Here is a 23,988-nt window from a genome sequence, read left to right as displayed (position 1 = left end):
GATTTTGTAACACATGTATTGTAAACCTACACTCCTATTATCAGCCCATGAACATGACGCTTGACACACATGTAACTGCTCTTATCTCCAAACATAGACGAAACCAAAATGAACTGCTCTTCCTATCGGCATGCATTTCAGGTTTGCATGGATTTTTCGGGCATGGATTATCCATATCAAACAAGAGAGCAACGAAAATTCATGTCATGCTCCCAGTAACCGATTCCGACGATCCTGACTACAGTTATATGGCGAAGTATACCACAAAAATGGGGGGGGTGGTATGCTTATGCGTTATAGGAGCTACGTCGCTGAGCAACTCGCCCATTTGGAATACAGGAACATCCCCGCTTTACAGGAGAAGCCTTGGAATTTATTCCGCGTCGAGAACCTTTTCGAAGTAAGTAGACCAAAAGCGAGAAACAAAGACGACTACGGGATTGGCAATATCCCGTTCGTTGCATCTGGTGCAGTCAATAACGGTGTCATGAAATGTTGTAAGCCAAAGACAAACGAGCCATTGGATGATGGAAATTATATCACGGTAAGTCCTGTTGATGGAACTTCTTTCTATCAGCCTATGGCTTTCCTTGGTCGCGGTGGTGCTGGCTCGTCGATTCTTATACTACGAAACAACGACATGAATTTATTGCGAGGCGAATTTATGGCACGAATGATTCAACAAACATGTGCGAAGTATAATTATGGGCATATGGGGAGCAAAGATGGTATAAAGCGCGAACGTGTCATGCTTCCAATCGATAACATAGGCGAACTAGATTACGCTTATATGGAGCAGTATATCATAAACATGATGCGAAAGAAATACGAGCAATACTTGTCCTTCCTTGCGGAGCGAGAGGCGCAGAAATTATCGTAAAAAAGGCAGCTTCCCAAACATTGGGAAAGCTGCCTTTTCCATTCCGAAAACGAATGCCCCTGTTTTCGGAATGGCAGCCTCATGCGCGGAGGAGTCTTTCCACTGCTTCGTCGACGTATGTCTTTTCGAAGGTTTCGATCTGCCCCGCATCGCACTCGGCGGTGATGTTCGGGACAATCGGGATACGCGCGAGGACATCGAGCCCATAGGTCTTCGCGATTTCCTCGATGTGGCTCTTGCCGAAGATCTCGTGGTGCTTGCCGCAATCCGGGCACGCAAAGTAGCTCATGTTTTCGATGAGACCCAAAATCGGCACGTTCATGAGGCTCGCCATCTTGACGGCTTTCTCGACGATCATGGAGACGAGCTCCTGCGGGCTCGTGACGATGAGGATGCCATCGAGGCGGATGGACTGCATGACGGTAAGCGGCACGTCGCCCGTGCCCGGCGGCATGTCGACGAACAGGTAGTCCACGTCCTCCCAGATAAAGTCGTGCCAAAATTGCTTGACGACGCCGCTGATGACAGGGCCGCGCCAAACGACGGGATCCGTCTTATCGTCGAGCAGGAGGTTCATGCTGACGATGTCGATGCCGTGCGCGGACTTCACGGGATACGCGCCTTTCTCGCTGCCGGTGACTTCGCCCGAAACGCCGAACATCTTGGGGATGGACGGGCCTGTGATGTCAGCATCCAAAATGCCGACGTGCTTGCCCTTGCGGCTCATCGCGACCGCCATGAGCCCCGTGACGAGGGACTTGCCGACGCCGCCCTTGCCGCTGACGACAGAGACGACGTGGCGGATGGTGCTGAGCTCGTGCGGTGCTTCGTGAAAGTCTTTCTTGCGCGTATCCTGCCCGCAGGTCGTGCCGCAGGATGAGCAGTTATGCGTACAGCCTTCTGCCATGGTGATTTCTCCTATAAAATATCGTGGCACATGACCCACGCCATGTGCCACGACCTTGATTCATTCTTACGCGCCGGTCGTCTCGCCTTCATCCGCAGGCTCTTCTTCCTCCGCTACGGCAGGCTTCGGGTCGTTGTCGACGACCTGCAGGTTGCGGTAGCGGTTGATGCCCGTTCCGGCGGGGATGAGCTTGCCGATGATGACGTTCTCTTTGAGACCGATGAGCGGATCGACCTTGCCCTTGATGGCGGCATCGGCGAGGACGCGCGTCGTCTCCTGGAATGAAGCCGCAGAGAGGAAGGAGTCCGTCGCAAGCGAAGCCTTCGTGATGCCGAGCAGGATGGGCTTAGCCACGGCAGGCTCGCCTGCCTCCTCGATCGCCTTGGTATTCGCCGCCTCAAACGCGTTGATGTCGATGTACTCGCCGGGCAGGAAGTCCGTCGAGCCGGACTCCTCGATTTTCACCTTGTGGAGCATCTGGCGAACCATGACCTCGATGTGCTTGTCGTTGATCTCAACACCCTGTGACTTGTAGACTTTCTGCACCTCGTAGACAAGGTAGCGCTGGGTCGCCTGCAGCCCGCAGACCCGCAGGATATCATGCGGGTTGACGGAGCCTTCTGTGAGGCGATCGCCCGGCATGAGGTGCATGCCCTGCTTGACGTGCATGCGTGCGCCGTATGGAATCGCGTACTCGCGCGGCTCGCCTTCCTCGGGGCGGATCGTGACCTTGCGCATCCCCTTGCCCGTATCCTCGATCTCGGCGTCGCCTTCGATCTCGGATATGATGGCATGATGCTTCGGCTTGCGCGCCTCGAAGAGCTCCTCGACGCGCGGAAGGCCCTGCGTGATATCCTCGCCTGCGACGCCGCCCGAATGGAAGGTCCGCATGGTGAGCTGCGTGCCCGGCTCCCCGATCGACTGTGCGGCAATCGTGCCGACTGCCTCGCCGATCTCGACTTCTGCCTGATTGGCAAGGTCGCGGCCATAGCACTTGACGCAGACGCCGAACTGCGATTTGCACGTGAGGACACTGCGGATCGAGACGCGATCACGAACCTTCTCGATGCGCTTTGCGAGGTCGCCGCTCACCATGTCATTGATCGAAGCGATGCGCTCGCCCGTCTTGGGGTCGTCGATATTCTCGGCGAGGAATCGTCCGACGATGCGCTCTGCGAGTGACTCAATGACACCGTCGCCTTCCTTGATCGCTTCGACTTCGATGCCGCGCACGTTGTTGTTGCGGACGCGGAGTTCCTTCGCATCGCAATCGAGGATACGCTGAATCATTTTCTCATCCAGCTTGCTGCCCGCTGCAACGACGACCTCACCGTCGCTCGTCGTGACATCGCGCGTGACTTCCTTGCCGCTCATTTCCTTGAACATGGTAGCGTGAATTTTCTCGCGCTCCGCTTCGTCCGGCTCGCCGAGTGCGATTACCTCGGTGACCATCGCATTCGAGTATGCCGCCTCGGAAGCAAGCGACGAACCGCGCACCATGATTTCCTTGACGCCCCTCTCGCCGATCTCCGCGAGTTCGTCGATCCCGAGAATCGTGTCGCGCTCAAAAAGCTTCTCCTGCGTCTCAGGGTCGTATACCGCAGCGCCGAGAAGGCGTCCCATGAGGCTGTCGTTCAGAATCTCGAGTGCGTCGAACGTCGACGGCGCGAGGCGCGCACGCGACTGGACGAGATCGAGCGTCGAGACGTCGCAGTCCTCTTCGCGAACGATGACGTCCTGCGCGACGTCGACGAGGCGACGCGTGAGGTAGCCCGAATCTGCCGTACGGAGTGCTGTATCGGCGAGGCCTTTGCGTGCACCATGCGATGAAATAAAGTAATCGGAAACGGAAAGCCCTTCGCGGAAATTCGCCGTGATTGGAAGATCGATGATCTTGCCCGAAGGATCGGCCATGAGGCCGCGCATGCCGGCGAGCTGGCGCATCTGTTGCTTGTTGCCGCGAGCGCCGGAGTCCGCCATCATGAAGATCGGGTTGAACGCGTCCATGTTTTCCATCATGGCGTCTGCGACGTCGTCCGTCGCCTTAGACCAAAGGTTGACGACCTTGTGGTAGCGCTCGTCCTCCGTGATGAGACCGCGGCTGAACTGGTGCTCCACTTTGTTGACGATCTGCTGTGTATCTGCGATGATCGTCTTCTTCTTCGGCGGCACGATGACGTCGGAGATGGCGACCGTCATGCCCGCGATGCAGGCATAGTGATAGCCGAGATTCTTGACACTGTCGATGACCTCAGCCGTCTTCGTCGCACCGAAATGATTATAGCAGTTCGCGACGAGCTTGCCGAGCTCTTTCTTGTTCATGAGGATTCCAAGCGCCCACTCGCCCGTCTCCTTATCCTGGCGATAGTAGCGGAGCTCCTTCGGCAGGATCTCGTTGAAGATCATGCGTCCGAGCGAGGTATTGACGATCCCGTAGCCTTCGATGCGGCACTTGATCGGTGCCTGGATCTCGATGTCATGCTGCTGATACGCAAGGAGTGCCTCGGAAATGCCCGTGACGACCTTGCCCTCACCGCGCGCGCCTGGGCGCAGGATCGTGAGGTAGTACGAGCCGAGCACCATGTCCTGCGTCGGCACGATGATCGGCTTTCCGTCCTTCGGCGCGAGGATATGGTTCGCTGCGAGCATGAGAATACGCGCCTCGGTCTGTGCCTCTGCCGAAAGCGGAAGATGGATGGCCATCTGGTCGCCGTCGAAGTCCGCGTTGTACGCCGTGCAGGCAAGCGGATGGAGCTTCAGTGCGTGCCCCTCGGTGAGCACCGGCTCAAATGCCTGAATGCCAAGGCGGTGAAGCGTCGGGGCTCGGTTCAGGAGCACGGGATGCTCGCGAATGACGTCCTCGAGCACGTCCCAGACTTCGTCCTTCGCACGTTCGACCATGCGCTTCGCTGATTTGATATTGTGCGCGGCGCCGGAAGCGACGAGCTTCTTCATGACGAACGGCTTGAACAGTTCGAGCGCCATGGCCTTCGGCAGTCCGCATTGGTGGAGCTTGAGTTCCGGGCCGACGACGATAACGGAACGGCCGGAATAGTCGACGCGCTTGCCAAGCAGGTTCTGGCGGAAACGTCCCTGCTTGCCCTTGAGCATATCGGAAAGCGACTTCAAAGGACGGTTGCCGGGTCCTGTGACAGGACGTCCGCGGCGACCATTGTCGATGAGTGCATCGACGGCCTCCTGCAGCATGCGCTTCTCATTGCGCACGATGATATCGGGCGCGCCAAGCTCAAGAAGCCGTTTCAAGCGATTGTTGCGGTTGATGACGCGGCGGTAGAGATCGTTGAGATCGCTCGTCGCGAAACGGCCGCCGTCTAATTGCACCATCGGGCGCAGCTCCGGCGGGATGACGGGGACGACGTCGAGGATCATCCACGACGGCTTATTGCCCGACTTGCGGAACGCCTCGACGACTTCGAGGCGACGGATTGCACGAACCTTCTTCTGTCCCGAGCCCGTGCGGATTTCCTTGCTGAGCACCTCGCTCATGTGGTCGAGGTCAAGCTCCTCAAGGAGCTCCTTGACCGCCTCCGCGCCCATGCCAACGCGGAACGTATTGCCGTACTTTTCCAGTGCATCGTGGTACTCTTTTTCCGAGAGCAGGCTCTTTTTGGCAAGATCCGTGTTCTCGCCTGGATCGAGTACGATGTAGTAAGCGAAGTAAAGCACTTTTTCGAGTGCGCGGGGCGAAATGTCGAGAATCAGCCCCATGCGGCTCGGAATGCCCTTGAAATACCAAATGTGCGAGACCGGCGCCGCGAGCTCGATGTGTCCCATGCGCTCACGACGCACCTTTGCGCGCGTGACTTCGACGCCGCAGCGGTCACAGATGATGCCCTTGTAGCGGATTCGCTTGTACTTGCCGCAATGGCATTCCCAGTCGCGCGTCGGTCCGAAGATGCGCTCACAGAAGAGACCGTCACGCTCCGGCTTGAGCGTGCGGTAGTTGATGGTCTCCGGCTTCTTGACCTCGCCATAGGACCACTCGCGGATTTTCTCCGGAGAGGCAAGCCCTATGCGCATCGAATCAAAATTATTTACATCCAGCAAAGAGATGACACTCCCTTCTTGCTTTACTTCTCGTCATTTCCGCTGTCTTCTGCATCGGGTTCTACGATCGAGCCGAGGCTTCCGAGATCGGCAATGATATCATCCGTGCTTTCGTCATCGGGATTTTCAGTGTCTTCGTAGGTGCCTCCCTCCGCTTTCGGTGCAGCGCCCTTTTCCGGGTCGACGCCAGCGACGTCGAGATCGAGGTTCTTCGCCGTTTCATTGATGTCTTCGTCCTCTTCATCGTGAATCATGATTTCCTTCGCATCCTCATTGAGCACCTTGATATCCAAACCGATGGACTGCAGCTCCTTGATCAGGACTTTGAACGATTCCGGCACGCCCGGCTCGGGAATGTTCTCCCCCTTGACGATCGCCTCGTACGCCTTGACGCGTCCGACGACATCGTCGGACTTGACCGTCAGGATCTCCTGGAGCGTATACGCTGCGCCGTAAGCTTCGAGTGCCCAAACCTCCATCTCGCCGAAACGCTGTCCGCCGAACTGTGCCTTGCCGCCGAGCGGCTGCTGCGTGACGAGGGAGTATGGTCCTGTCGAACGCGCATGGATCTTGTCGTCGACGAGATGATGCAGTTTGAGGAAGTACGTGCAGCCAACCGTGACGCGGTTTTCGAACGGTTCGCCCGTGCGGCCGTCGTAAAGCACCGTCTTGCCGTCGGCAGGAAGCCCTGCGATCTTCACGGTTCCAAAGACGTCGTTCTCGCCTGCGCCGTCGAAAACCGGCGTTGCGATGTGGACGCCCGCGACGTCCGGAACGGGCATGCCGTACGTATCGAAGTCGTAGCCCGCTTCGCGCAGGCGCGACTCGACCATCGGATCGCCCGCTCGGATCTGCTTGCCGAGTTCACGTACCGCCATGCCGAGATGTACCTCAAGCACCTGTCCGATGTTCATGCGGGACGGGACGCCGAGCGGGTTCAGCACGATGTCAACCGGCGTGCCGTCCGGCAGGAACGGCATATCCTCCTGACGCATGATGCGCGAGACGACACCCTTGTTGCCGTGGCGGCCTGCCATCTTATCGCCGACTGAGATCTTGCGCTTCTGCGCGATGTAGACACGCACGAGACGGTTGACCCCAGGCGGAAGCTCATCGTTGTTCTCGCGGCTGAATATCTTGACATCGACGATCTTGCCTTGCTCGCCATGCGGCACGCGCAACGACGTATCGCGCACTTCCCGTGCCTTTTCGCCAAAGATGGCGCGCAGGAGCCGCTCCTCTGCCGTAAGCTCCGTCTCGCCTTTCGGCGTGACCTTGCCGACGAGGATATCGCCGGGACGCACGTCGGCGCCGATCGAAATGATGCCCTCTTCGTCGAGGTCCTTGAGTGCTTCTTCTGCGACGTTCGGGATGTCGCGCGTGATTTCCTCAGGCCCGAGCTTCGTATCGCGCGCATCGCACTCATATTCCTCAATGTGGATCGACGTGTAAATGTCACGCTTGACGAGGTTCTCCGAAAGGAGAACGGCATCCTCGTAGTTGTAGCCTTCCCAAGGCATATAAGCAACGATGATGTTGTAGCCGAGTGCGAGCTCGCCATGATCCGTCGACGGGCCATCTGCGATCGGCTGATGCTCCTCGACGCGTTCGCCCTTGTAGACGATCGGCGTCTGATTGATGCAAGTTCCCTGATTGGAACGCAGGAATTTCTGTAATTTGTAACGATCGACCTCGCCGTTGTCCGTGCGAATGCGGATATGGTCCGCTGTGACCTCTTCGACCGTGCCGGCTCGACGCGCGAGCACCATGACGCCGGAGTCGCAAGCCGCCTTGTACTCCATGCCCGTGCCAACGAGCGGTGCCTGCGTGCGCAGGAGCGGGACAGCCTGGCGCTGCATGTTCGCGCCCATGAGGGCGCGGTTCGCATCGTCGTTTTCGAGGAACGGGATCATCGCCGTTGCAATGGAGAAGACCTGCCGCGGGCTCACGTCCATGTAATCGACGCGGTCACGCGGCATCTGCGTCGTCTCCTCATTATGACGGACCGTGACGCGCTCGTGCACGAACCATTCGTTTTCGTCAAGCGGCTCATTCGCCTGTGCGATGACGAGCTCGTCCTCCTCGTCCGCCGTGAGGTAGCGGACCTCGTCCGTGACCTGCTTTTTCTCCTTGTCGACGCGGCGATACGGCGTTTCCATGAAGCCGAACTGATTGACGCGTGCATACGTCGCGAGCGAACCGATGAGGCCGATGTTCGGCCCTTCCGGCGACTCGACTGGGCACATGCGGCCGTAGTGCGAGTTGTGAACGTCGCGAACCTCGAAGCCCGCACGCTCGCGCGAGAGTCCGCCCGGGCCAAGCGCTGAAAGACGGCGCTTATGCGTGAGTTCGGAGAGCGGATTGTGCTGGTCCATGAACTGCGAGAGCTGCGAGGAGCCGAAGAACTCCTTGACCGCCGCAACGACCGGACGGATGTTTATAAGTGCCTGCGGCGTGATGACATCAACGTCCTGGATCGTCATGCGCTCGCGCACGACGCGCTCCATGCGCGAAAGGCCGATGCGGAACTGATTCTGAAGGAGTTCGCCTACGGCGCGGACGCGGCGGTTGCCAAGGTGATCGATATCATCCGTCGTGCCAAAGCCGTCCATGAGATTCAACAGATAGCTGATCGACGCGAGAATATCGTTTTTCGTAATCGTCCGATCATGGATGTCGAGCGTCGGCGAGCAGAGCAGTCGGATCTTCGAGCCATCCTTGCGCAGGAGGCGAAGCTTGATGAGGCTGCCCTCCCCGAAGATCTCGCGTTCACGCGCCATGTCTACAGCGTCGAGCATTGCTTCCGTGACGACCTCGCCATCTGGAATGACGACCTCGCCTGTCGCCTTATCGATGATCGGCTCAGCGAGCACTTTGCCGAGGATACGGTGCTTCCAACCGAGCTTCTTCGTGATCTTGTAGCGGCCGACCGTCGCGAGGTCGTAACGCTTCGGGTCAAAAAAAAGCGCATTTAAAAGCTGCGTCGCATTGTCTTCGTTCGCAGGCTCCCCTGGACGCAGGCGGCGATAGATCTCGATGACGGCCCTGCCCTGTGTCTTGATGTCGTCGCCGTCACGCTCCATCGTAGCCAAAATACGCGGATCCTCGCCGAAAAGGTCGATGATCTGCGTATCGGAGGCGAAGCCGAGCGCGCGGATAAAGTACGTCACCGGCATCTTGCGGGTGCGGTCGATGCGAACGGAAACGACATCGTTCGCATCGGACTCAAGCTCAATCCACGCACCGCGGTTCGGGATGAACGTCGCGTTGTAGAGGTGCTTGCCCGTCGGATCCATCTCTTCGCCATAGTATGCACCCGGCGAACGGACGAGCTGGCTGACGATGACACGCTCTGCGCCGTTAATGATGAAAGTTCCCGTGTCAGTCATGAGCGGGAAGTCGCCCATAAAGACTTCCTGCTCCTTGATCTCGCCCGTTTCGCGATTGATGAGGCGGACATTGACGCGAAGCGGCGCTGCCAGCGTGACATCACGCTCCTTGCACTCGTCGAGCTCATACTTAGGTTCTCCAAGCGAGAAGCTCTCGAACGAAAGGACAAGATTCCCAGAGAAATCTTGAATTGGCGAAATGTCATGGAAGATTTCCTGCAAGCCTTTTTCAAGAAACCATTGGTAGCTGCTCCGCTGAATATCCAGCAAGTGCGGCATCTCCATGACCTCTTTGATCTTGGCGTAGCTATACCTGGTTCTTTTGCCCACTGGCACAGGATTAAACATGAAAGCCTTCACCTCTTAGCTTTGTTTCCTAAATTGCATTCGTACGGAGATTTCATAGGAACAAAACAAGCACAAAAAAGCACAAGGCCATGCTTTTTCCCGAAAAACTGCCCGTGCCCTTTCCATTTGTGCATAGTAATCCCCATTTAATTTCCTGTAGCTCATTACGTTAGCATACTTCTTTTTTTTTGTCAAGCCCCAGCAAAGGGAAAAGCGGCCGAATCTGTGCGACGGTCGTGCCCGCCATCATGAGCGCACATCCTGCGACCTGTGCCATCGTCATGACCTCGCCGAGAATGAGCCAGCTCGATACCGCACAAAAGGGTGCCTCAAAGCTCATGAGGATCGCCGCCTGCCCCGGCTCAGCGTATCGCTGCCCGACGATTTGAAGCGTGTAGGCGACCCCCGCCGACATAATGCCGCCGTAACAGATCGGTACCCATGCCGCAAGAACGTTTCCCATATGAATGGGTTCAAAAAGGATCGCCCCGATCGCGCTCAGGGCGAAACACGTGCCGATCTGCGCGGCGGATAGCTCAATCGGATCGACAAGCGCAGCAAATCGATCAATGAAGAGAATCTGCATCGTCCAAAAGAGCGAGCTCACGAGCACGATCCCATCGCCCAGGCCAATTGCAGTCTCCCCCCGGATCGAAAGGAAATAGAGTCCCGTGATGGCGAGCCCCGCCCCAATCCAATTTTCAACATGAAGCTTCTTGCCGAGCAGGACAGCACCGATCGGCACAAGGATGATATAGAGTGCCGTGATAAATGCCGTCTTGCCTGCCGTCGTGTAGAGCATGGCAACCTGCTGCATCGAAACGCCGACGAACATGCAGAGCCCGGCAATGACACCGGGCTTCCAGCCCGACTGGTACGTGCCCGCTTTTTTGCCCGCGACGCGTACGGGACGATAAAATCGCCACAGTCCGAGCAGAAAGAGAAAGCCGAGCGCAAAGCGCGAAGCTGCGTATGTGAACGGCCCAACACCGTCCATGCCCACGACCTGCGCGACGAACGTCGTCCCCCAAATAAACGCCGCCAAGAGCAAGATCAAGTTTCCGCGAAAGTGCATAGCCGGTCTCCTTGCCAAGCATGCTTGCTCGAATTGCAACATGCTCTTATCCCCCGTGATATAAACGAAAATAATTATTATAATAAAAGCGAATAAAAGCGGTTGTCAAGAGGAATATCATAGGATAAAATAATGAAGATGACATTACGATAGGTGGGTGATAGACAATGGCAATCCATGTAATCAATGAATCCAAGCGCTGTCTCCAATGCAAAAAGCCCCTCTGCCGGCTGAAGGGCTGTCCCGCTCAGACGAATGTACCGGAAATGATCCGCCTCTTCCTCAACGGGAACATCAACGAGGCTGGCTCCATGCTCTTTGAAAACAATCCCATGAGCGTGATCTGCTCGCTCGTCTGCGATCACGAGGCGCAGTGCGAAGGCAATTGCATCCAGGGACGAAAGGGTGCGCCTGTGCAGATTTCGAGCATTGAGCACTACATCTCCGACATCTACCTTGACCGCATCGCACTCACGTGCGCACCGAAAACGGGAAAGAGCGTAGCGGTCATTGGATCGGGTCCTGCCGGCCTCACCGTCGCGATCAAACTCGCGCAGAAAGGCCATGAAGTGACGATTTTCGAGCGCAAGAGCAAGATCGGCGGCATGATGCGCTACGGCATCCCCGCATTCCGCCTGCCGCATACGGTACTGGCCCGTTACCAAAAAGTCCTCACGGAGCTCGGCATACACTTCCGCCCCAATACGACGATCGGCGGCGTCATTGCGCTCGACCGTCTTTTCGATGACGGCTACGATGCGATCTTCATCGGCTCCGGCGTATGGCGTGCACGCGGTCTCGGCGTCAAGGGCGAGAGCCTCGGGAACTGCCACTACGCCGTCGACTATCTCCAGAATCCCGACGCCTACAACCTCGGTGACCGCGTCGCCATCATCGGATCGGGCAACAGTGCCATCGATGCAGCACGCACGGCAATCCGCAAGGGCAGCCGCTTCGTCACGATCTACGGGCGCAGCGCAAAAGCACGCGCGAGCCGCCGTGAATTCGAGTATGCGCAAGCGGACGGTGTCGAGTTCGAGTTCGGCAAAGGCGTCCACTCCATCACGAAGGACGGTCCGATGCTTTTTGACCGTCACTTCGACGAAGAAGGCAATCTCACGAGCGAGGACGAGCCCGTGCTCACGCCCGCCGACAGCACGATCATCGCCGTCAGCCAAGCGCCAAAGGATAAGATCGTCCGCTCGACGACAGGACTCACCGTCAATGACCGCGGGCTCATCAATGTCGATGAAACAGGTGCGACGACGCGAAAAGGTGTCTTTTCCGCCGGCGACGTCGTCATGGGGCCCGGCAACGTTGTGACCGTCATGCGCGAGGCGAAGCGCGTAGCGGAAGCGATGGAAACGTTTTTGATGGAATGCGACTGAAACCAGTCCGTTCGCCCGGATCTATGTCCCTTATGTTCGAACCGCATCGGGCGAACGTACCACATGATTGACAACCCTGCAGGCTTTTGCTCCAGGGCAAGCATGCCGCAATGCGTCTTATTCGCGCTTTATCCATTTTTATGCTTTATACATTTCCATCTCGCTCCGCTGCGAGCACGGCGTTGTAAATGTCGCGACGGCTGATGCCGAGTTCCTTTGCCGCAGCACGCATGGCTTCCTTCTTCTCCATGCCTGACGCGAGATGTGCGAGATATGCGCCGACAGGGTTCTGCGTGCGTTTCTCCTCTGCCGCATCTTCCGCTTCGCGCGCGCCCTCGACGATGAGGACGAACTCGCCGCGCGGCTCGTTCGCCGCGTAGTAGGCTGCGAGCTCTGCGAGTGTCGCGCGCCGGAACTCCTCAAAACGCTTCGTGAGTTCGCGGCAGGCAGCAGCGCGGCGCGTACCGCCGAGCACGAGCACGAGCATGTTCAGCGTCGCGAGCAGATGGTGCGGCGCCTCGTACAAAATGAGTGTCTCTCGATGCGTGCGCACCTCTTCAAGTACCTCCTTCTGTTTCTTCGCCGTCTTCGGCAGGAATCCGACGAAGGCAAACCGATGGGCCGGCAGCCCGGAGCAGACCAGCGCCGAAAGACCTGCGTTCGCACCGGGCAGCGGCGAGACTTCGATGCCCGCCGCAATGGCGAGTTCTGCAAGATGGCTTCCGGGGTCGCATATGCCGGGGAGCCCTGCATCGCTGACACAGATAAGATCATGCCCTGCAAGCATCCAATCGACAAGTTCAGGCCCTTTCTCGAATTTATTATGTTCATGATAGCTTGTGAGGCGCGTATGAATGTCAAAATGGGTCAAAAGCTGCCGCGTATGCCGCGTATCCTCTGCCGCGATAAGCTCTGCCTCAGCAAGCATCCGCACGGCACGATACGTCATATCGCCGAGATTGCCGATCGGTGTCGCGCAGAGATAGAGACGTCCGACCTGTGCCTTGCTCATTTCCGTCGTCCTCTCGTCCATCGCCGTCTCACTCCATCCCATAAATCTGCCGAACCTCTCGCGTATATCTGCCATCTGCCTCGTGGACGATGAGCGGCGGTAGGATGCGCAGCCCGCCTGACGCCCCGCCCACGACGGCCTCGACGAGCAGGAGGTTCGGCTCTTTTTCCTCCCTTGGCTGGATGAGCCTGAGACGTTTCGGCTCCATTTGGTTCGCACGGAGCGCGGCGAAGATTTCAGCCAAGCGCTCCGGGATATGCACCATCGCAAAGCGTCCGCCATAGCGCAGCGCATAGCGTGCGGCACGGCAGACATCTGCGAGTGTCGCCGTGAGTTCATGACGTGCGCGTGCGACGCCTGCACGACCGCTCGCCTTGCCGCACAGAAGTGGCCGATACGGCGGGTTGGAAAGCACGACATCAAACGTTTCTGCCGTGCAGAGATCTGCAATCTTGCGGTAATCGCCCTCGCGAACGGCGATCTTCTCTTCGAGCCCATTCAGGTAGACATTGCGCGCAGCGAGCTCCGCCATGACGGGGCTAATCTCCACCGCCTCGATATGCGATGCCGCATCTGCGATGAGCAGCGGGATTGCCCCCGTTCCCGTGCCGAGCTCCAAGACGTGGTCACGTGCTTTGATGGGCAAAAAATGCGCGAGCAGCACCGCATCCAGCGAAAAGCAAAACTCCTTCGTGTTCTGGATGATGTGCCGCCCGTGAAAGCAGAGATCGTCTAGCCGCTCATCTTGTCGGAGCGCCACTTCCCTCATTTGGGCTCGCCCTTTTGTTTCGTATCTTCGCGCCTATCCTGCTGCGTGTGCGTCGCGCTCCCGCGTCGATTCTGCTGCGCATCGCGACGGTTTTTCCGCCCCTGCGCCCGCTCGCGCCTATTATCCTGCGAGCGGCTGCAGCGCCGCGATCCATCGCTTCCTATGCGTTTCGCCTCTCGGTCTTTCGTCTCATGCGGCGCATTCACGCGCCGTTCGCGCCCGTCCTGCGCATGGCGGCTGCGACGGTGCCCTTCTTTGGTCTCACGCGCATCACGCCGCGCATAAGCGCCTTCCGGTTCATCCGATTGCGCATCCGATGCGACAACATCTTCCCACGAAGTCACGACCGTACGGCTGTTGTCGAGAAGAATTGTCGCCATACGGCGCTGATAATTGATCGAGATGACCTTGCCATCGCCATCGGCTGTTGCGACATGGCTCCCCTGCTCGGGTGCCTGCACGCGTTGCTGCCTTGCGCAGCAGCCGCCCTCACCGTCGTAGCAGTTGCTCTCGTACTTCAAGCAGCACATAAGCCTGCCGCATATGCCCGAGATCTTCGTCGGATTGAGCGAGAGATTCTGCTCCTTCGCCATCCGGATCGAGACCGGCTCGAAATCACCGAGGAACGAAGCGCAGCAGAGCGGGCGTCCGCAGCATCCGATGCCGCCCATGAGCTTCGCCTCATCACGCACGCCGATCTGACGAAGCTCAATACGCGTGCGGAATACAGCTGCGAGATCCTTGACGAGCTCGCGGAAATCAATGCGTCCATCCGCTGTGAAGTAAAACGTGATGCGGCTCATATCAAATGCATACTCGACATCGATGAGCTTCATCGAGAGATGGCGGGCACGAATTTTTTCCACGCCGATCCCGAACGCTTCCCTCTCACGCTTCTTATTCTCCTCCATGCGCTTGAGATCGCCTTCATTTGCCAGGCGCTGTACGATCTTCAGTGGGTGCACCATCTCTTTGGGCGTCACCTCGCGCGGTGCGAGCACGACCGTTCCGCATTCCACGCCGCGCAATGTCTCCACGACGACGCGGTCATCCTTTTCGACTGTAAGTGCTCCAGGGCTGAAATAATAAACTTTGCCCGCCTTTTTAAAGCGAACGCCGATAATCGTCTCCAAACTCTTCTCCTGTTCTATCTATATCGAAGCGCCACACCTATCGCGGGCGCGAATCAAAAAGCCTTCCATCAGAAGCCGCAGGCTCACATTTGCCTGCAGGCGCTTCTGCGCCTCGCACGCGAGAGCAAGCAAATCAAAGAGGCTCGCTTTCGAATAAATCGAAAGAAGTGCGGCAAGGCGCTCGCGCACGTCCTTATTGTAGAGGAGGGGGCTTCCTCCGTCCTCGTAAAGGACGAGCATATCGCGAAGTGCCATCATCACATACGAAAACCATGCGGAAAGGGCATCACGTTCCCCCTTGCCCATCGCTTCGGCAAGAGGGAAAATGCGTTCCATCGCAAGCACAGGGAGTTCCTCCAAAAACGAAAGCGCCGCGTCCCGCTTTGCGAGCCCGCCTCCCTCTGCGAGGCGGATGGCACGTCCAAGGCTTCCGTCTGCGAGCGCGGCAACCGCTTCAGCCTCTGCTGCGGGGATATTGCGCGCCGCGAGTGCCTCCCGGAGGATCGTTTCGGAAAGCGCGCCGAACGAGATGGGAATGCAACGCGAGCGAATCGTATCGAGCAGGGCATTTCGCACGCTCGTCACTAGGATGAACGTCACTTGCCCCGCAGGCTCCTCAAGCGTCTTCAAGAGACTGTTCTGCGCCGCCTCATTCATGCGGTCTGCATCATCTATCAGGATGACGCGCCCTCTGCCCGCATCCGAAAAACGCGACGCCTCCGCGCAGATCGCCCGAATCTGGTCGATGCGGATCTGTGCGGCAGACTTTCCCGCCTGCTCCGGCCGCGCCTCGCAGAAATCTGGATTCGTCCCTGCGTGCAGCGCACGGCATGAGCTGCACGCACCGCAGGGGCGTCCGTCCTCTGCGCCGCAAAGAAGCGCTGCCGCGAGCACGTATGCAAGACGCCTTTTGCCGACACCCTCAGGTCCAGTGAAAAGGAGTGCATGCGGCAGGCGCTTTTCGCCGAGCATCATCTGAAGTTCTGCCTTTTGCTCTGCATGGCCGAGCACTGCCTCAAAGCGCAGCGAAACATCCGATTCCATTACGTGTAGAGATCGACGAGCATGCCGCGAATCTGGTCATGGCTCTCGATGATGGCGAGCTGATCTGCCTGTCCGAGGCGAATCTTCTCTGCCATCTCCTCAAGCTTCCTGTCGATCTTGCGGACGGTCGTGTACGATTTCTGCCGTCCCATACGATCCCAGCCCGCCTGCATGCGCAGCTCGTACATATGCCCCACGGCCTCGCTGACAAAGCTCTTGATGAGCGAGCGATACGACTTCAGCTCGTCGTACGTCGGCGTCTTCGAGAGGCGTGCGCCCTGCTCATCGATCTTCTTGAGCAGCTTGTCGAGCGCTTCCGTCGAGAGTGTATCCTCCTGATCCATGAGTTCCGTCGAAAAATCCGTGTCCGCTTCCTGTATATGCTCGTCATCGTTGTGAACGCGAGACATCGACGGGCCATGTGCCGTCATTGTGTCGATCTTCATCGGCATGCTATCACCTGTTTCTTTATTGCCCAGCGGGATTTCTCGCCCCGTCCCAAGCTGCGGATAAAGCCAGTCTAGGCTTTTTTTATAAATTATAACGGGTTTCGCTTATTTAGGCAAGGAATATGATAGCAAAGCATATGGTCAGGCAAGCCGGGGCTATGGCAATGCTTTCGCGTTTTGCCATAGCCCCGGCTTTGTTGTATTCGTTTTATTTCAATCCCAAAATCGCATCGAGCTTATCCTTTTCAAAGCTCACGACATAATTCTTCCCATCCACTGTCGTAACCGGAACGACTGTATCGCCGCTGAGCGCTTCGCACTCCTTGCGGTACGCGTCGTTTTTCTCGATGTTGCGCTCCTCGTACTCGATGCCTTTCGACTTCAGGTACTTCTTGACCTTGTCGCACCACGGGCACGAACTGATGGAATAGACTTTTACCATTTCATTCACTCCTTATTTTTATGCTTAGCCTTCTCTTTCAATGTACTTCGCTGCGAGGATGGCGGCCGTCGTCCCATCGGATGCCGCCGTCGTGAGCTGGCGCACTTCCTTTTCTCGGATATCGCCTGCGGCAAAGACGCCGGGGACATTCGTGCGGCAATCTTCGCCTGCGGCGATGCGCCCCGTCTCGCCGAGCGCGACCTGCCCCTCGAACAGCTTCGTCTGGGCGACGACGCCGATGTTGACGAAGATGCCGTCAACGGGTATATCGCGCTCCTCTCCCGTCTTCTTATCGAGGACCGTGATGGACGCGAGCCTTCCCTTCCCCTTCAACGCCTTGATTTCCGTTTCAAGGAGAATGGTCACGTTCTCGTTTGCGCGAAGTCTTTCGACCGATGCCGCATCCGCGCGAAAGGCGGAGCGATGGATGAGGTAGAGGTGCTTTGCATGGCGCACGAGGTAATTCGCTGCATCGACGGCAGCGTTGCCGCCGCCCGCGACGACGATCGTCTTGCCCTCGTAGAGGTGTCCGTCGCAAAGCTCACAGTAGTGGACGCCGCGCCCCTCGTAGCGAGGAGCCTCGGGAAGCGGCAGCTTGCGGCGCTCCATGCCCGTCGCGATGATGACGGCCTTCGCCTCGTAGATCACGCTCTCCGTCTCGACGGTCTTCGGCTGGGCCGCAAGATCGACGCGCTCGATGGGATCGAACTCGTCGACTTCGGCGCCGTACTTCTCCGCCTGCCCCTGCACGGTCTCAATGAGCGTGCTGCCCATGACATTCGGCAGCCCGGGGTAGTTCTCGATGCCTGCCGCATTCGCGATCTGCCCGCCGACAATCGCGTTTTCGAGCACGAGGACGGAACAATTCGTCCGCGCCGCGTAAAGCGCCGCTGTCAATCCCGCCATGCCCGCGCCGACGATGATGATATCCTTCTGCTTTGTTTCCTTCATATTTGCCTCCTCACGCCTCACTTATCTCAGTTCTAAGTACGCGGGAAAAGCGATGCTGTTCTCCTTGAAGATATGGACGAAAATATCATCGAAGAGATCCTGAAAGGTCTGGTACGTCAGCCGAAATGTCGGGCAGGCGTCGCTCGGCAGCTTGAAATTCTCCGTCAAGGCCTGTATTGCCTTGATCTGATCGCCTGCCGCAGTGTGCTCTTCGATGAGCGCCTGTACCTCTGCACGCGCGGTACCCGTCGGCGGCATGGTATCGCGCATGAGCGGGAATACATATCGCTCCTCCCGCGCAAAGTGCTCTTCAAGCGCCGCCTTCAGCTTCGCATACCGGCTATGGAGTTCCGTGAGCATCTTGCCATGATGCGGGTAGTGCACGATGAGGATCTTGTTCAGATCGTCTTCTACCTGCCGCATGAGCGTGCGATCCTTCACATGATGCGTCGCCTCTAAGTCATCGAGCATCGCTGGGATAGACCGCTTCCGAAATGCTTCCACATCGGCGTGGGTATCCTTCCCCGATGATACGGGACGGCTCACCGCGCGGTTCAAGTCCTCTAGGAACTGCTCCACGTCAAGTCCTTTCTCCGCAACGGCAATCGCAATCGGGTCATGCCCGCCGCAGCAGTAGTCGAGGTGAAGGCGATTCAAAAAACCGATCGTCTGCGGATAATCCTTTACGACGTGTGCAAGTGCCATATCTTTCGTAATCATATCGTGTCCCTCCTATCGCAATCCGTATTGCAATTACAGTATAGAAAAGCCCCCGCTTTCCTTCCGTAACCTAGTTACGAATCCACCGAGGGGAATACGGGAAGGCAAAAGAAGGCGATGCACCCGATTGTACATCGCCCTTTGGCAACCTCAATGTGTCGGATTGAAATAATCCGCAACGATCTGAATGAGCGTCTGCTTCTGCCACGGCGAAAGATCGCTGTGATGGATTGCATAGCAGATGCCGATGACGTACTCGATCTTATCGAGACGCGAAAGCTTGTCGTTCTCGTTCAAGAGTTGTATGAGCTGAAATGCAGCAGGCTCTATTTCTGCCTCACGAAGCTGATGCTGCATAGCGAACGCACCTGCCTGAATATGACGATATGCGCGCTCGGACACTCCGCGGAATACCGCAGGACGATCCCTATCGGCCTGCTTTTCCGCGACAGGAGCCTTTTCCCGCTGCACAGCGGGGCGTGCCTCCTCTCCCGGCTTCGATTCCTTAGGCTCTGCCGCAACCGATGCAGCAGCCTGCTTCGGCTGCAGCGTGTACTTCGTCCCCGGTGCAACGGGGAGCGGCATCTGCGGCTGCGCCGGCGTACGTGCGGATTCCGTCATCTGTGCGGATTGGGGGAGCCGAGCGGACTGCATAGGTGCAGCCGGCGCCTTGGCCGGCTCATGATTTGGTTCCTGCTTCTCTTCGGTAGTCGTCAGCGGAACGTAAAGCTGCTTTTCCCCCGGCTGAGCAGGCTTTTTCTCTGCCACACGGACCATTCTCGTCTCTTCGCCATGCTGCTTCCCAGCATCCGCGGCAGAAGCGTCGGTCTTTGCCGGCTCAGCAGGCTTCTGTTGTTGTGATGCCCTCGGCGCCGAAGCGCTCTCATTCGCATTCGCGCGCCCTTCCTGACGTGCCTTGATCTCGGATGCCCTTTCCTGCTTCTTCTGTTCCCTTACATCCGCCGCCGTAATGATGAGCGGCTTTGGCTTTTCCTTTGTGGCGGCATTCGTCGCCACGGAATTCTTCTCCGGCAGGACACTGTCCCAGCGGAGCGGCGTCACGTCCTGACGAGCAGATGCCGCCAAGGCGGAAAGATGCTCATCATGAGTGCCGCCCGGCGTCGCTGCCTGCGCTGTCCCACCCGAAAGCGCGACACAGATCATTGCGGCAAGCAGTGTGCCTTGCGTCTTTTTCTTCATTGCCATGCTCTATCCTTCTCTCAAAAAATATCTTCTTTAAGAATACCATAAACCATAAGCTAGTATCAAGATGACAAATACGAAAATTCATCATAAAAAGCACGGCATGCAATTCAAAATTTTCTAGTCTCTAGTCAAATGAATCGTCCTTATGGTATGATAGGGAAAACAATATAAAAGGAGTGATTTTTATGAATTTATCCATCCGAATCTTCATCGCGCTCATTTTGGCTGTCGTGGTCGGACTCGTCGCGGGCGAAGAGGCACTTCCTTTCATCAATTGGTGGATCGCACCCATCGGCACGATGTTCATCAACCTCATCAAAATGATCATCGTCCCAATCGTCTTCACCTCACTTGTCGTCGGCATGACGAGCCTCGGCGATATCAAAAAGCTCGGGCGCATCGGTACCAAGACGCTCGTGCTTTACCTTGTGACGACGGCCATTGCGATCATTATCGGCTTCGGCGTCGCGGGCATCATCCATCCGGGCATCGGCCTTTCGATCCCCAGTGATGCAGCAGTCAAGGTCAAGGAAGCGCCGTCCATCATGCAGGTACTCGTTGCGATGATCCCGACAAATCCCGTAAACTCGATGGCCAAGGCAGAGATCCTTCCGATCATCGTCTTCGCGCTCTTCATCGGCGTCGGCATCCTGAAAGTCGGCGGCGAGCGCGCGGACTTCCTCGTGAAGTTCTTCGACGCTTGCGCCGAGGTCTGCTACAAGGTCATCGGCATGGTCATGCAGGTCGCACCGATCGGCGTCTTCGCCCTGCTTCTCCCCGTCGTCGCAAAGAACGGTCCTTCCGTCCTTCTGCCGCTCATCTCCGTCATTGCCTGTGCTGCTATCGGCAGCGTCATCCACGCGGTCTCCGTCTACTCCATGCTCGCAAAAATTTGGGGCGGCATCTCTCCGATCCGATTCTTCCGCGGCATGAGCGAGGCAATGCTCATCGCATTCACGACGTGTTCGAGCGCAGCGGCGCTCCCGGTCAACATGAAAAACTGCGAGGAGAAGCTCGGCGTCTCGCGTGAAGTCGCCTCATTCGTCCTGCCGCTCGGCGCGACGATCAACATGGACGGCACGGCGCTCTACATGGGCGTCTGCTCCCTCTTCATCGCAAACGTCTTCGGCGTGGATCTCACGGGTGGGCAGATGATGATGATCGTCCTCACGGGCACGCTCGCCTCGATTGGCACGGCAGGCGTCCCGGGCGCAGGTCTCATCATGCTCGCGATGGTGCTCCAGTCCGTTGGGCTTCCGATCGAGGGTCTCGCGCTCGTCGCCGGCATCGACCGCATCCTCGATATGATACGCACCTGCCTCAACATCACGGGCGACGGCGCGGTCACGATTGTCATGGATCGCGAGGAAAAGCGCATCGCCAAAAACAGCTAACGGATGTTTCACGATTCCCGAAGCTCGCTTATACTGGCGCGCTTCGGGGATTTTTGTTGACAGAAGCGGCGGAATGCATCATAGGCGGCCGTATCATTACAAACATCACCACAACGAAAAAATCCTGCTGCAAGAAAGCCTGCGGCAGGATTTTTTATGGGATTTATCGCTGTGAAAGAAGCTTGCAGGCACAGGAGCCAAGCATTTTCAAGCTATGCGAAAGCGCTTTTTCATCGAAGTCAAAATGGGAGTCGTGATGCCCTGCGGCAAGATTCGCGCCGACCATCATGTAGGCCGCCTCTCCGCCATGCGACTGCACGCGTTCCATGAAATACGAAAAATCCTCGCTCGCGCCGAACGGGCACTCCCCTACGACCTCATCGAAGATGCCGAGCGCTCTTGCTTCCCGTTCCAAAAAGGCAGCGAGCTTCGGCGAATTGCTGCCGCCTGCGGCACCGCCGACCTTTTGCAGCTCGACCTGCGTATCGTACATCATGGCTGCCGCTTTGATGACGCGTTCTGCTTCGCGCTCCATGTAAGCGTTGATCCCACTCGTCGCGCCGCGCGTCTCTAGGCAGAGGAGTGCCTTGTCGCCAATGATGTTGCGCCCGCTTCCCGCGTCGAGACGTCCGACGTTGATGCGCGATGCGCCTGCTGAATGGCGTGCGATCGCATGGAGGTTGAGGGCGGCACACGCCGCTGCAAGCAGCGCGTTCTTTCCCTGCTCTGGCGCTGCTCCGGCATGTGCGGGAACGCCCGTAAAGCGCGCATCGTACTTGCTCGTCGCGAGAAAATCCGTGACGTTGCAGGCGATGCTTCCCGTCCTTTTCATCTTGAACCCGAAATGTGCGCCGAGCATGTAGTCGACATCGTCGACGACCCCGCTCGCCACCATCGCATGCGCACCGCGCACGCCTTCCTCAGCAGGCTGGAAGCAAAGCTTGACCGTGCCATTCAATTCCTCCTTGAAACGCGTGAGAAGCGCCGCAAGCGCAAGGCCGACTGTCGTATGCCCATCGTGCCCGCAGGCGTGCATGGCACCCTTGTGGCAGGATGCAAAGCCTTCTTGATTCGGGCGGTGCTCCGCGCTGTCCGTCTCCGTCACGTCGTTGCAGTCCATGTCAAAACGGATGGCGACGACGGGACCGCCCGCGCCGAAGTGCATCGTGCCGACAACGCCTGTCCTGCCGCCTTCCATCTTCGCGACCCACGCTGCGTCCGCGCCTTCCTCGACGGCGCGCTTCTCCGCCGCCCTCAGGACATCTGCCTGGGGCACGCCCATCATGCAATCCTTCGTGATCGTCTCCGCGCCTGTCTGCACCACATAGCCGAGCTCCTGCAGGCGCGCCGCTGCCTTTGCCGCCGTGCGGTACTCCGTCCATCCCGTCTCCGGGTAATGGTGCAGGTCGCGCCTGCAAGCGATCATCTCCGCCTGCATCGCATCCGCGAGTCCCATCAGTTCATTCTCCCAGCGCATAAGTTCCTCCCCTTCTATCCATCTCATCAATCCCGCTCAAAAAGGTGCCGCCGTAAGGCAGCAGCCATCGCTCAGAACAATAGGATCAACATGCCGACGACGAGCGCGCCCACCATCGGAAGCGCATTGCGCTTCGTGATCTCCATGGGATTGATGCCCGCAATGCCGGCGCAAATGATCGTCGCGCCTGCGATCGGGGACATCGTACGACCGAGCGTACCGCCCAGCGTCGCCATGCTGCCCATCTGCACTTCGGTCATGCCGAACTGCTGCGCATACGGCGTGATGGCCTCGTTGAAGGCAAATGTCGCCGCATCGCCAGAGCCAGTCAGGAGTCCGAGCAGGAACGGGCCGAATGCAGCGCAGAGCTTGACGATGGCGGGATTGCTCAGCATCGCATCGATAAAGAGCTTGACGAGACCGATAGAGGTAAGGCCGGAGACGAAGACGCCTGCCGAGATGATGATGCCGATGATCTTGCCGTACGCCTGTCCCATGCCGTCGAAGAAAGCATCGCTGAGTGCTTTCGGCCTCGTGCGCGTCACGACGAGCGTCAGGATCGCGCCGATGACCATGGCCTGCGGAACGCCCATCTTGAAGATCGGCACGAGACTTGTCGAGCCGAGAAGCAGGATGACGATCGGAATGACCGGCATGAGTGCGTAAAGGAAATTCACCTGGAACGACTTGTCGATCTGAAGGTTTTCAGGAATATGCCCCTTGTCCTCCTTCAGGATATGTGCGAGCGCCGTTATGGCAATCGTCGCGACGAGCAGCGAGGCGAGGTTTGCCTTGTAGTGAAATCCAATGACGTCCATGACATCGACGCCGGCAATCTTGGCGACGAACGGATTGTGCGCAAGGCCAGGGTTGAGCATGCTGCCGTACGTGCCGCACTTGACTGCCGCAGCCGCCATGGCAGGGCCGACGCCCGCCGCCATGAGAAGCGGGATGAAAATCGCACCTGCTGCCGCCGCGGTGCCCGCCGCGCTCGGCAATGCGATATTGACGAGATACGTTCCGATGACGACGCCCGGAATCAAGAAGAAACGAATGCGCGAGATGACGGATGCCATCGCGTTGATCAGATGCTTGTCGCATTCTGTAAAGCGAACGGCCATCGCAAAGCCCATGACGGAGCAGACCGCCTGTATGAGTCCGCTGTTCGTCATGCTCTTGGCAAAAGCGTCAAGCGATGCCATCGGCACGCCGCCGATGCATGCCATCAAGATGCCCGATCCTACGAGCACGAGACGCGCATCATATCCCTTGACAAGTGCGACGACAACGACGCATACGATGAGCATGCCCGCCGCCAACATGAGAGTTTCCATTT

General features: G+C 57.8%; 18 protein-coding genes. 3 read left to right on the top strand and 15 right to left on the bottom strand.

Features of this window, described 5'->3' with window-relative positions; genetic code table 11:
* The first annotated feature begins 283 nt into the window (after positions 1–283).
* Positions 284–880 carry a restriction endonuclease subunit S gene (locus HMPREF1985_RS01700; protein WP_021770699.1) on the top strand — a complete coding sequence of 199 codons (597 nt, stop codon included), beginning with the start codon at positions 284–286 and terminating at the stop codon, positions 878–880.
* 79 nt (positions 881–959) lie between these two features.
* Here HMPREF1985_RS01700 and HMPREF1985_RS01695 read toward each other — a convergent pair whose 3' ends face one another.
* From HMPREF1985_RS01695 to HMPREF1985_RS01680, 4 genes are all read right to left on the bottom strand, one after another.
* Complete coding sequence (locus HMPREF1985_RS01695) at positions 960–1,787, bottom strand: Mrp/NBP35 family ATP-binding protein (protein WP_021770698.1); 828 nt, start codon at positions 1,785–1,787, stop codon at positions 960–962.
* 66 nt (positions 1,788–1,853) lie between these two features.
* A complete protein-coding gene (gene rpoC / locus HMPREF1985_RS01690; protein WP_040636711.1) occupies positions 1,854–5,855 on the bottom strand; it encodes a DNA-directed RNA polymerase subunit beta' in 4,002 nt (1,333 codons plus the stop codon).
* 23 nt (positions 5,856–5,878) lie between these two features.
* Positions 5,879–9,592, bottom strand: coding sequence for a DNA-directed RNA polymerase subunit beta (gene rpoB / locus HMPREF1985_RS01685; RefSeq protein WP_021770696.1), 3,714 nt, complete (start codon positions 9,590–9,592; stop codon positions 5,879–5,881).
* A 169-nt stretch (positions 9,593–9,761) separates the two neighbouring features.
* Positions 9,762–10,667 (bottom strand): DMT family transporter, encoded by a 906-nt coding sequence (locus HMPREF1985_RS01680; protein WP_040636709.1) that lies wholly within the window; start codon positions 10,665–10,667, stop codon positions 9,762–9,764.
* A gap of 167 nt (positions 10,668–10,834) precedes the next feature.
* Here HMPREF1985_RS01680 and HMPREF1985_RS01675 point away from each other — a divergent pair, with 167 nt between their 5' ends.
* Positions 10,835–12,055 (top strand): NAD(P)-dependent oxidoreductase, encoded by a 1,221-nt coding sequence (locus HMPREF1985_RS01675; RefSeq protein ID WP_021770692.1) that lies wholly within the window; start codon positions 10,835–10,837, stop codon positions 12,053–12,055.
* Positions 12,056–12,200: 145 nt separating this feature from the next.
* Here the strand turns inward: HMPREF1985_RS01675 and rsmI are convergent, their stop codons facing one another.
* The 9 genes from rsmI to HMPREF1985_RS01630 form a co-directional block, all read right to left on the bottom strand.
* On the bottom strand, positions 12,201–13,109 hold the full coding sequence (rsmI, locus tag HMPREF1985_RS01670) for a 16S rRNA (cytidine(1402)-2'-O)-methyltransferase (protein WP_021770691.1): 909 nt from the start codon (positions 13,107–13,109) through the stop codon (positions 12,201–12,203).
* Positions 13,096–13,836, bottom strand: a complete 741-nt coding sequence (locus HMPREF1985_RS01665; protein ID WP_021770690.1) for a tRNA1(Val) (adenine(37)-N6)-methyltransferase — start codon at positions 13,834–13,836, stop codon at positions 13,096–13,098. The genes rsmI and HMPREF1985_RS01665 overlap by 14 nt, the downstream gene beginning before the upstream one ends.
* Complete coding sequence (gene ricT, locus HMPREF1985_RS01660; protein ID WP_021770689.1) at positions 13,833–14,969, bottom strand: PSP1 domain-containing protein; 1,137 nt, start codon at positions 14,967–14,969, stop codon at positions 13,833–13,835. The genes HMPREF1985_RS01665 and ricT overlap by 4 nt, the downstream gene beginning before the upstream one ends.
* Positions 14,970–14,987: 18 nt before the next feature.
* A complete protein-coding gene (gene holB, locus HMPREF1985_RS01655) occupies positions 14,988–16,013 on the bottom strand; it encodes a DNA polymerase III subunit delta' (protein WP_021770688.1) in 1,026 nt (341 codons plus the stop codon).
* Positions 16,013–16,444, bottom strand: a complete 432-nt coding sequence (locus HMPREF1985_RS01650) for a YaaR family protein (RefSeq protein WP_369758547.1) — start codon at positions 16,442–16,444, stop codon at positions 16,013–16,015. Before HMPREF1985_RS01650 ends, holB begins: the two co-directional genes overlap by 1 nt.
* A 226-nt stretch (positions 16,445–16,670) precedes the next feature.
* Complete coding sequence (locus HMPREF1985_RS01645) at positions 16,671–16,904, bottom strand: glutaredoxin family protein (RefSeq protein ID WP_021770686.1); 234 nt, start codon at positions 16,902–16,904, stop codon at positions 16,671–16,673.
* Positions 16,905–16,928: 24 nt separating this feature from the next.
* The gene (locus HMPREF1985_RS01640) at positions 16,929–17,876 is read right to left on the bottom strand and encodes an NAD(P)/FAD-dependent oxidoreductase (RefSeq protein ID WP_021770685.1); all 948 of its coding nucleotides are present in this window, start codon (positions 17,874–17,876) and stop codon (positions 16,929–16,931) included.
* Entirely contained in the window at positions 17,877–18,575 is a 699-nt protein-coding gene (locus HMPREF1985_RS01635; protein WP_021770684.1) for a DUF542 domain-containing protein, read from the bottom strand. It abuts the gene before it with no gap.
* A 150-nt stretch (positions 18,576–18,725) separates the two neighbouring features.
* Positions 18,726–19,781: a hypothetical protein gene (locus tag HMPREF1985_RS01630; protein WP_021770683.1), complete on the bottom strand. Its 1,056-nt coding sequence runs from the start codon at positions 19,779–19,781 to the stop codon at positions 18,726–18,728.
* Between the two features lie 185 nt (positions 19,782–19,966).
* Here HMPREF1985_RS01630 and HMPREF1985_RS01625 point away from each other — a divergent pair, with 185 nt between their 5' ends.
* On the top strand, positions 19,967–21,175 hold the full coding sequence (locus HMPREF1985_RS01625; protein ID WP_021770682.1) for a dicarboxylate/amino acid:cation symporter: 1,209 nt from the start codon (positions 19,967–19,969) through the stop codon (positions 21,173–21,175).
* 163 nt (positions 21,176–21,338) lie between these two features.
* On the opposite strand, the gene HMPREF1985_RS01620 is transcribed toward HMPREF1985_RS01625, so the two are convergent.
* Both HMPREF1985_RS01620 and dcuC read right to left on the bottom strand, forming a co-directional pair.
* Complete coding sequence (locus HMPREF1985_RS01620) at positions 21,339–22,652, bottom strand: amidohydrolase (RefSeq protein ID WP_051349026.1); 1,314 nt, start codon at positions 22,650–22,652, stop codon at positions 21,339–21,341.
* Positions 22,653–22,723: 71 nt separating this feature from the next.
* Positions 22,724–23,986: a C4-dicarboxylate transporter DcuC gene (gene dcuC / locus HMPREF1985_RS01615; RefSeq protein ID WP_040636705.1), complete on the bottom strand. Its 1,263-nt coding sequence runs from the start codon at positions 23,984–23,986 to the stop codon at positions 22,724–22,726.
* Positions 23,987–23,988: the final 2 nt, after the last annotated feature.

The sequence above is a fragment of the Mitsuokella sp. oral taxon 131 str. W9106 genome (assembly GCF_000469545.1).
Classification (GTDB): Bacteria; Bacillota; Negativicutes; order Selenomonadales; family Selenomonadaceae; genus AWVT01.
Note: the sequence above shows the minus strand (reverse complement) of the source record. Positions and strands in the feature narration are given on the sequence as shown.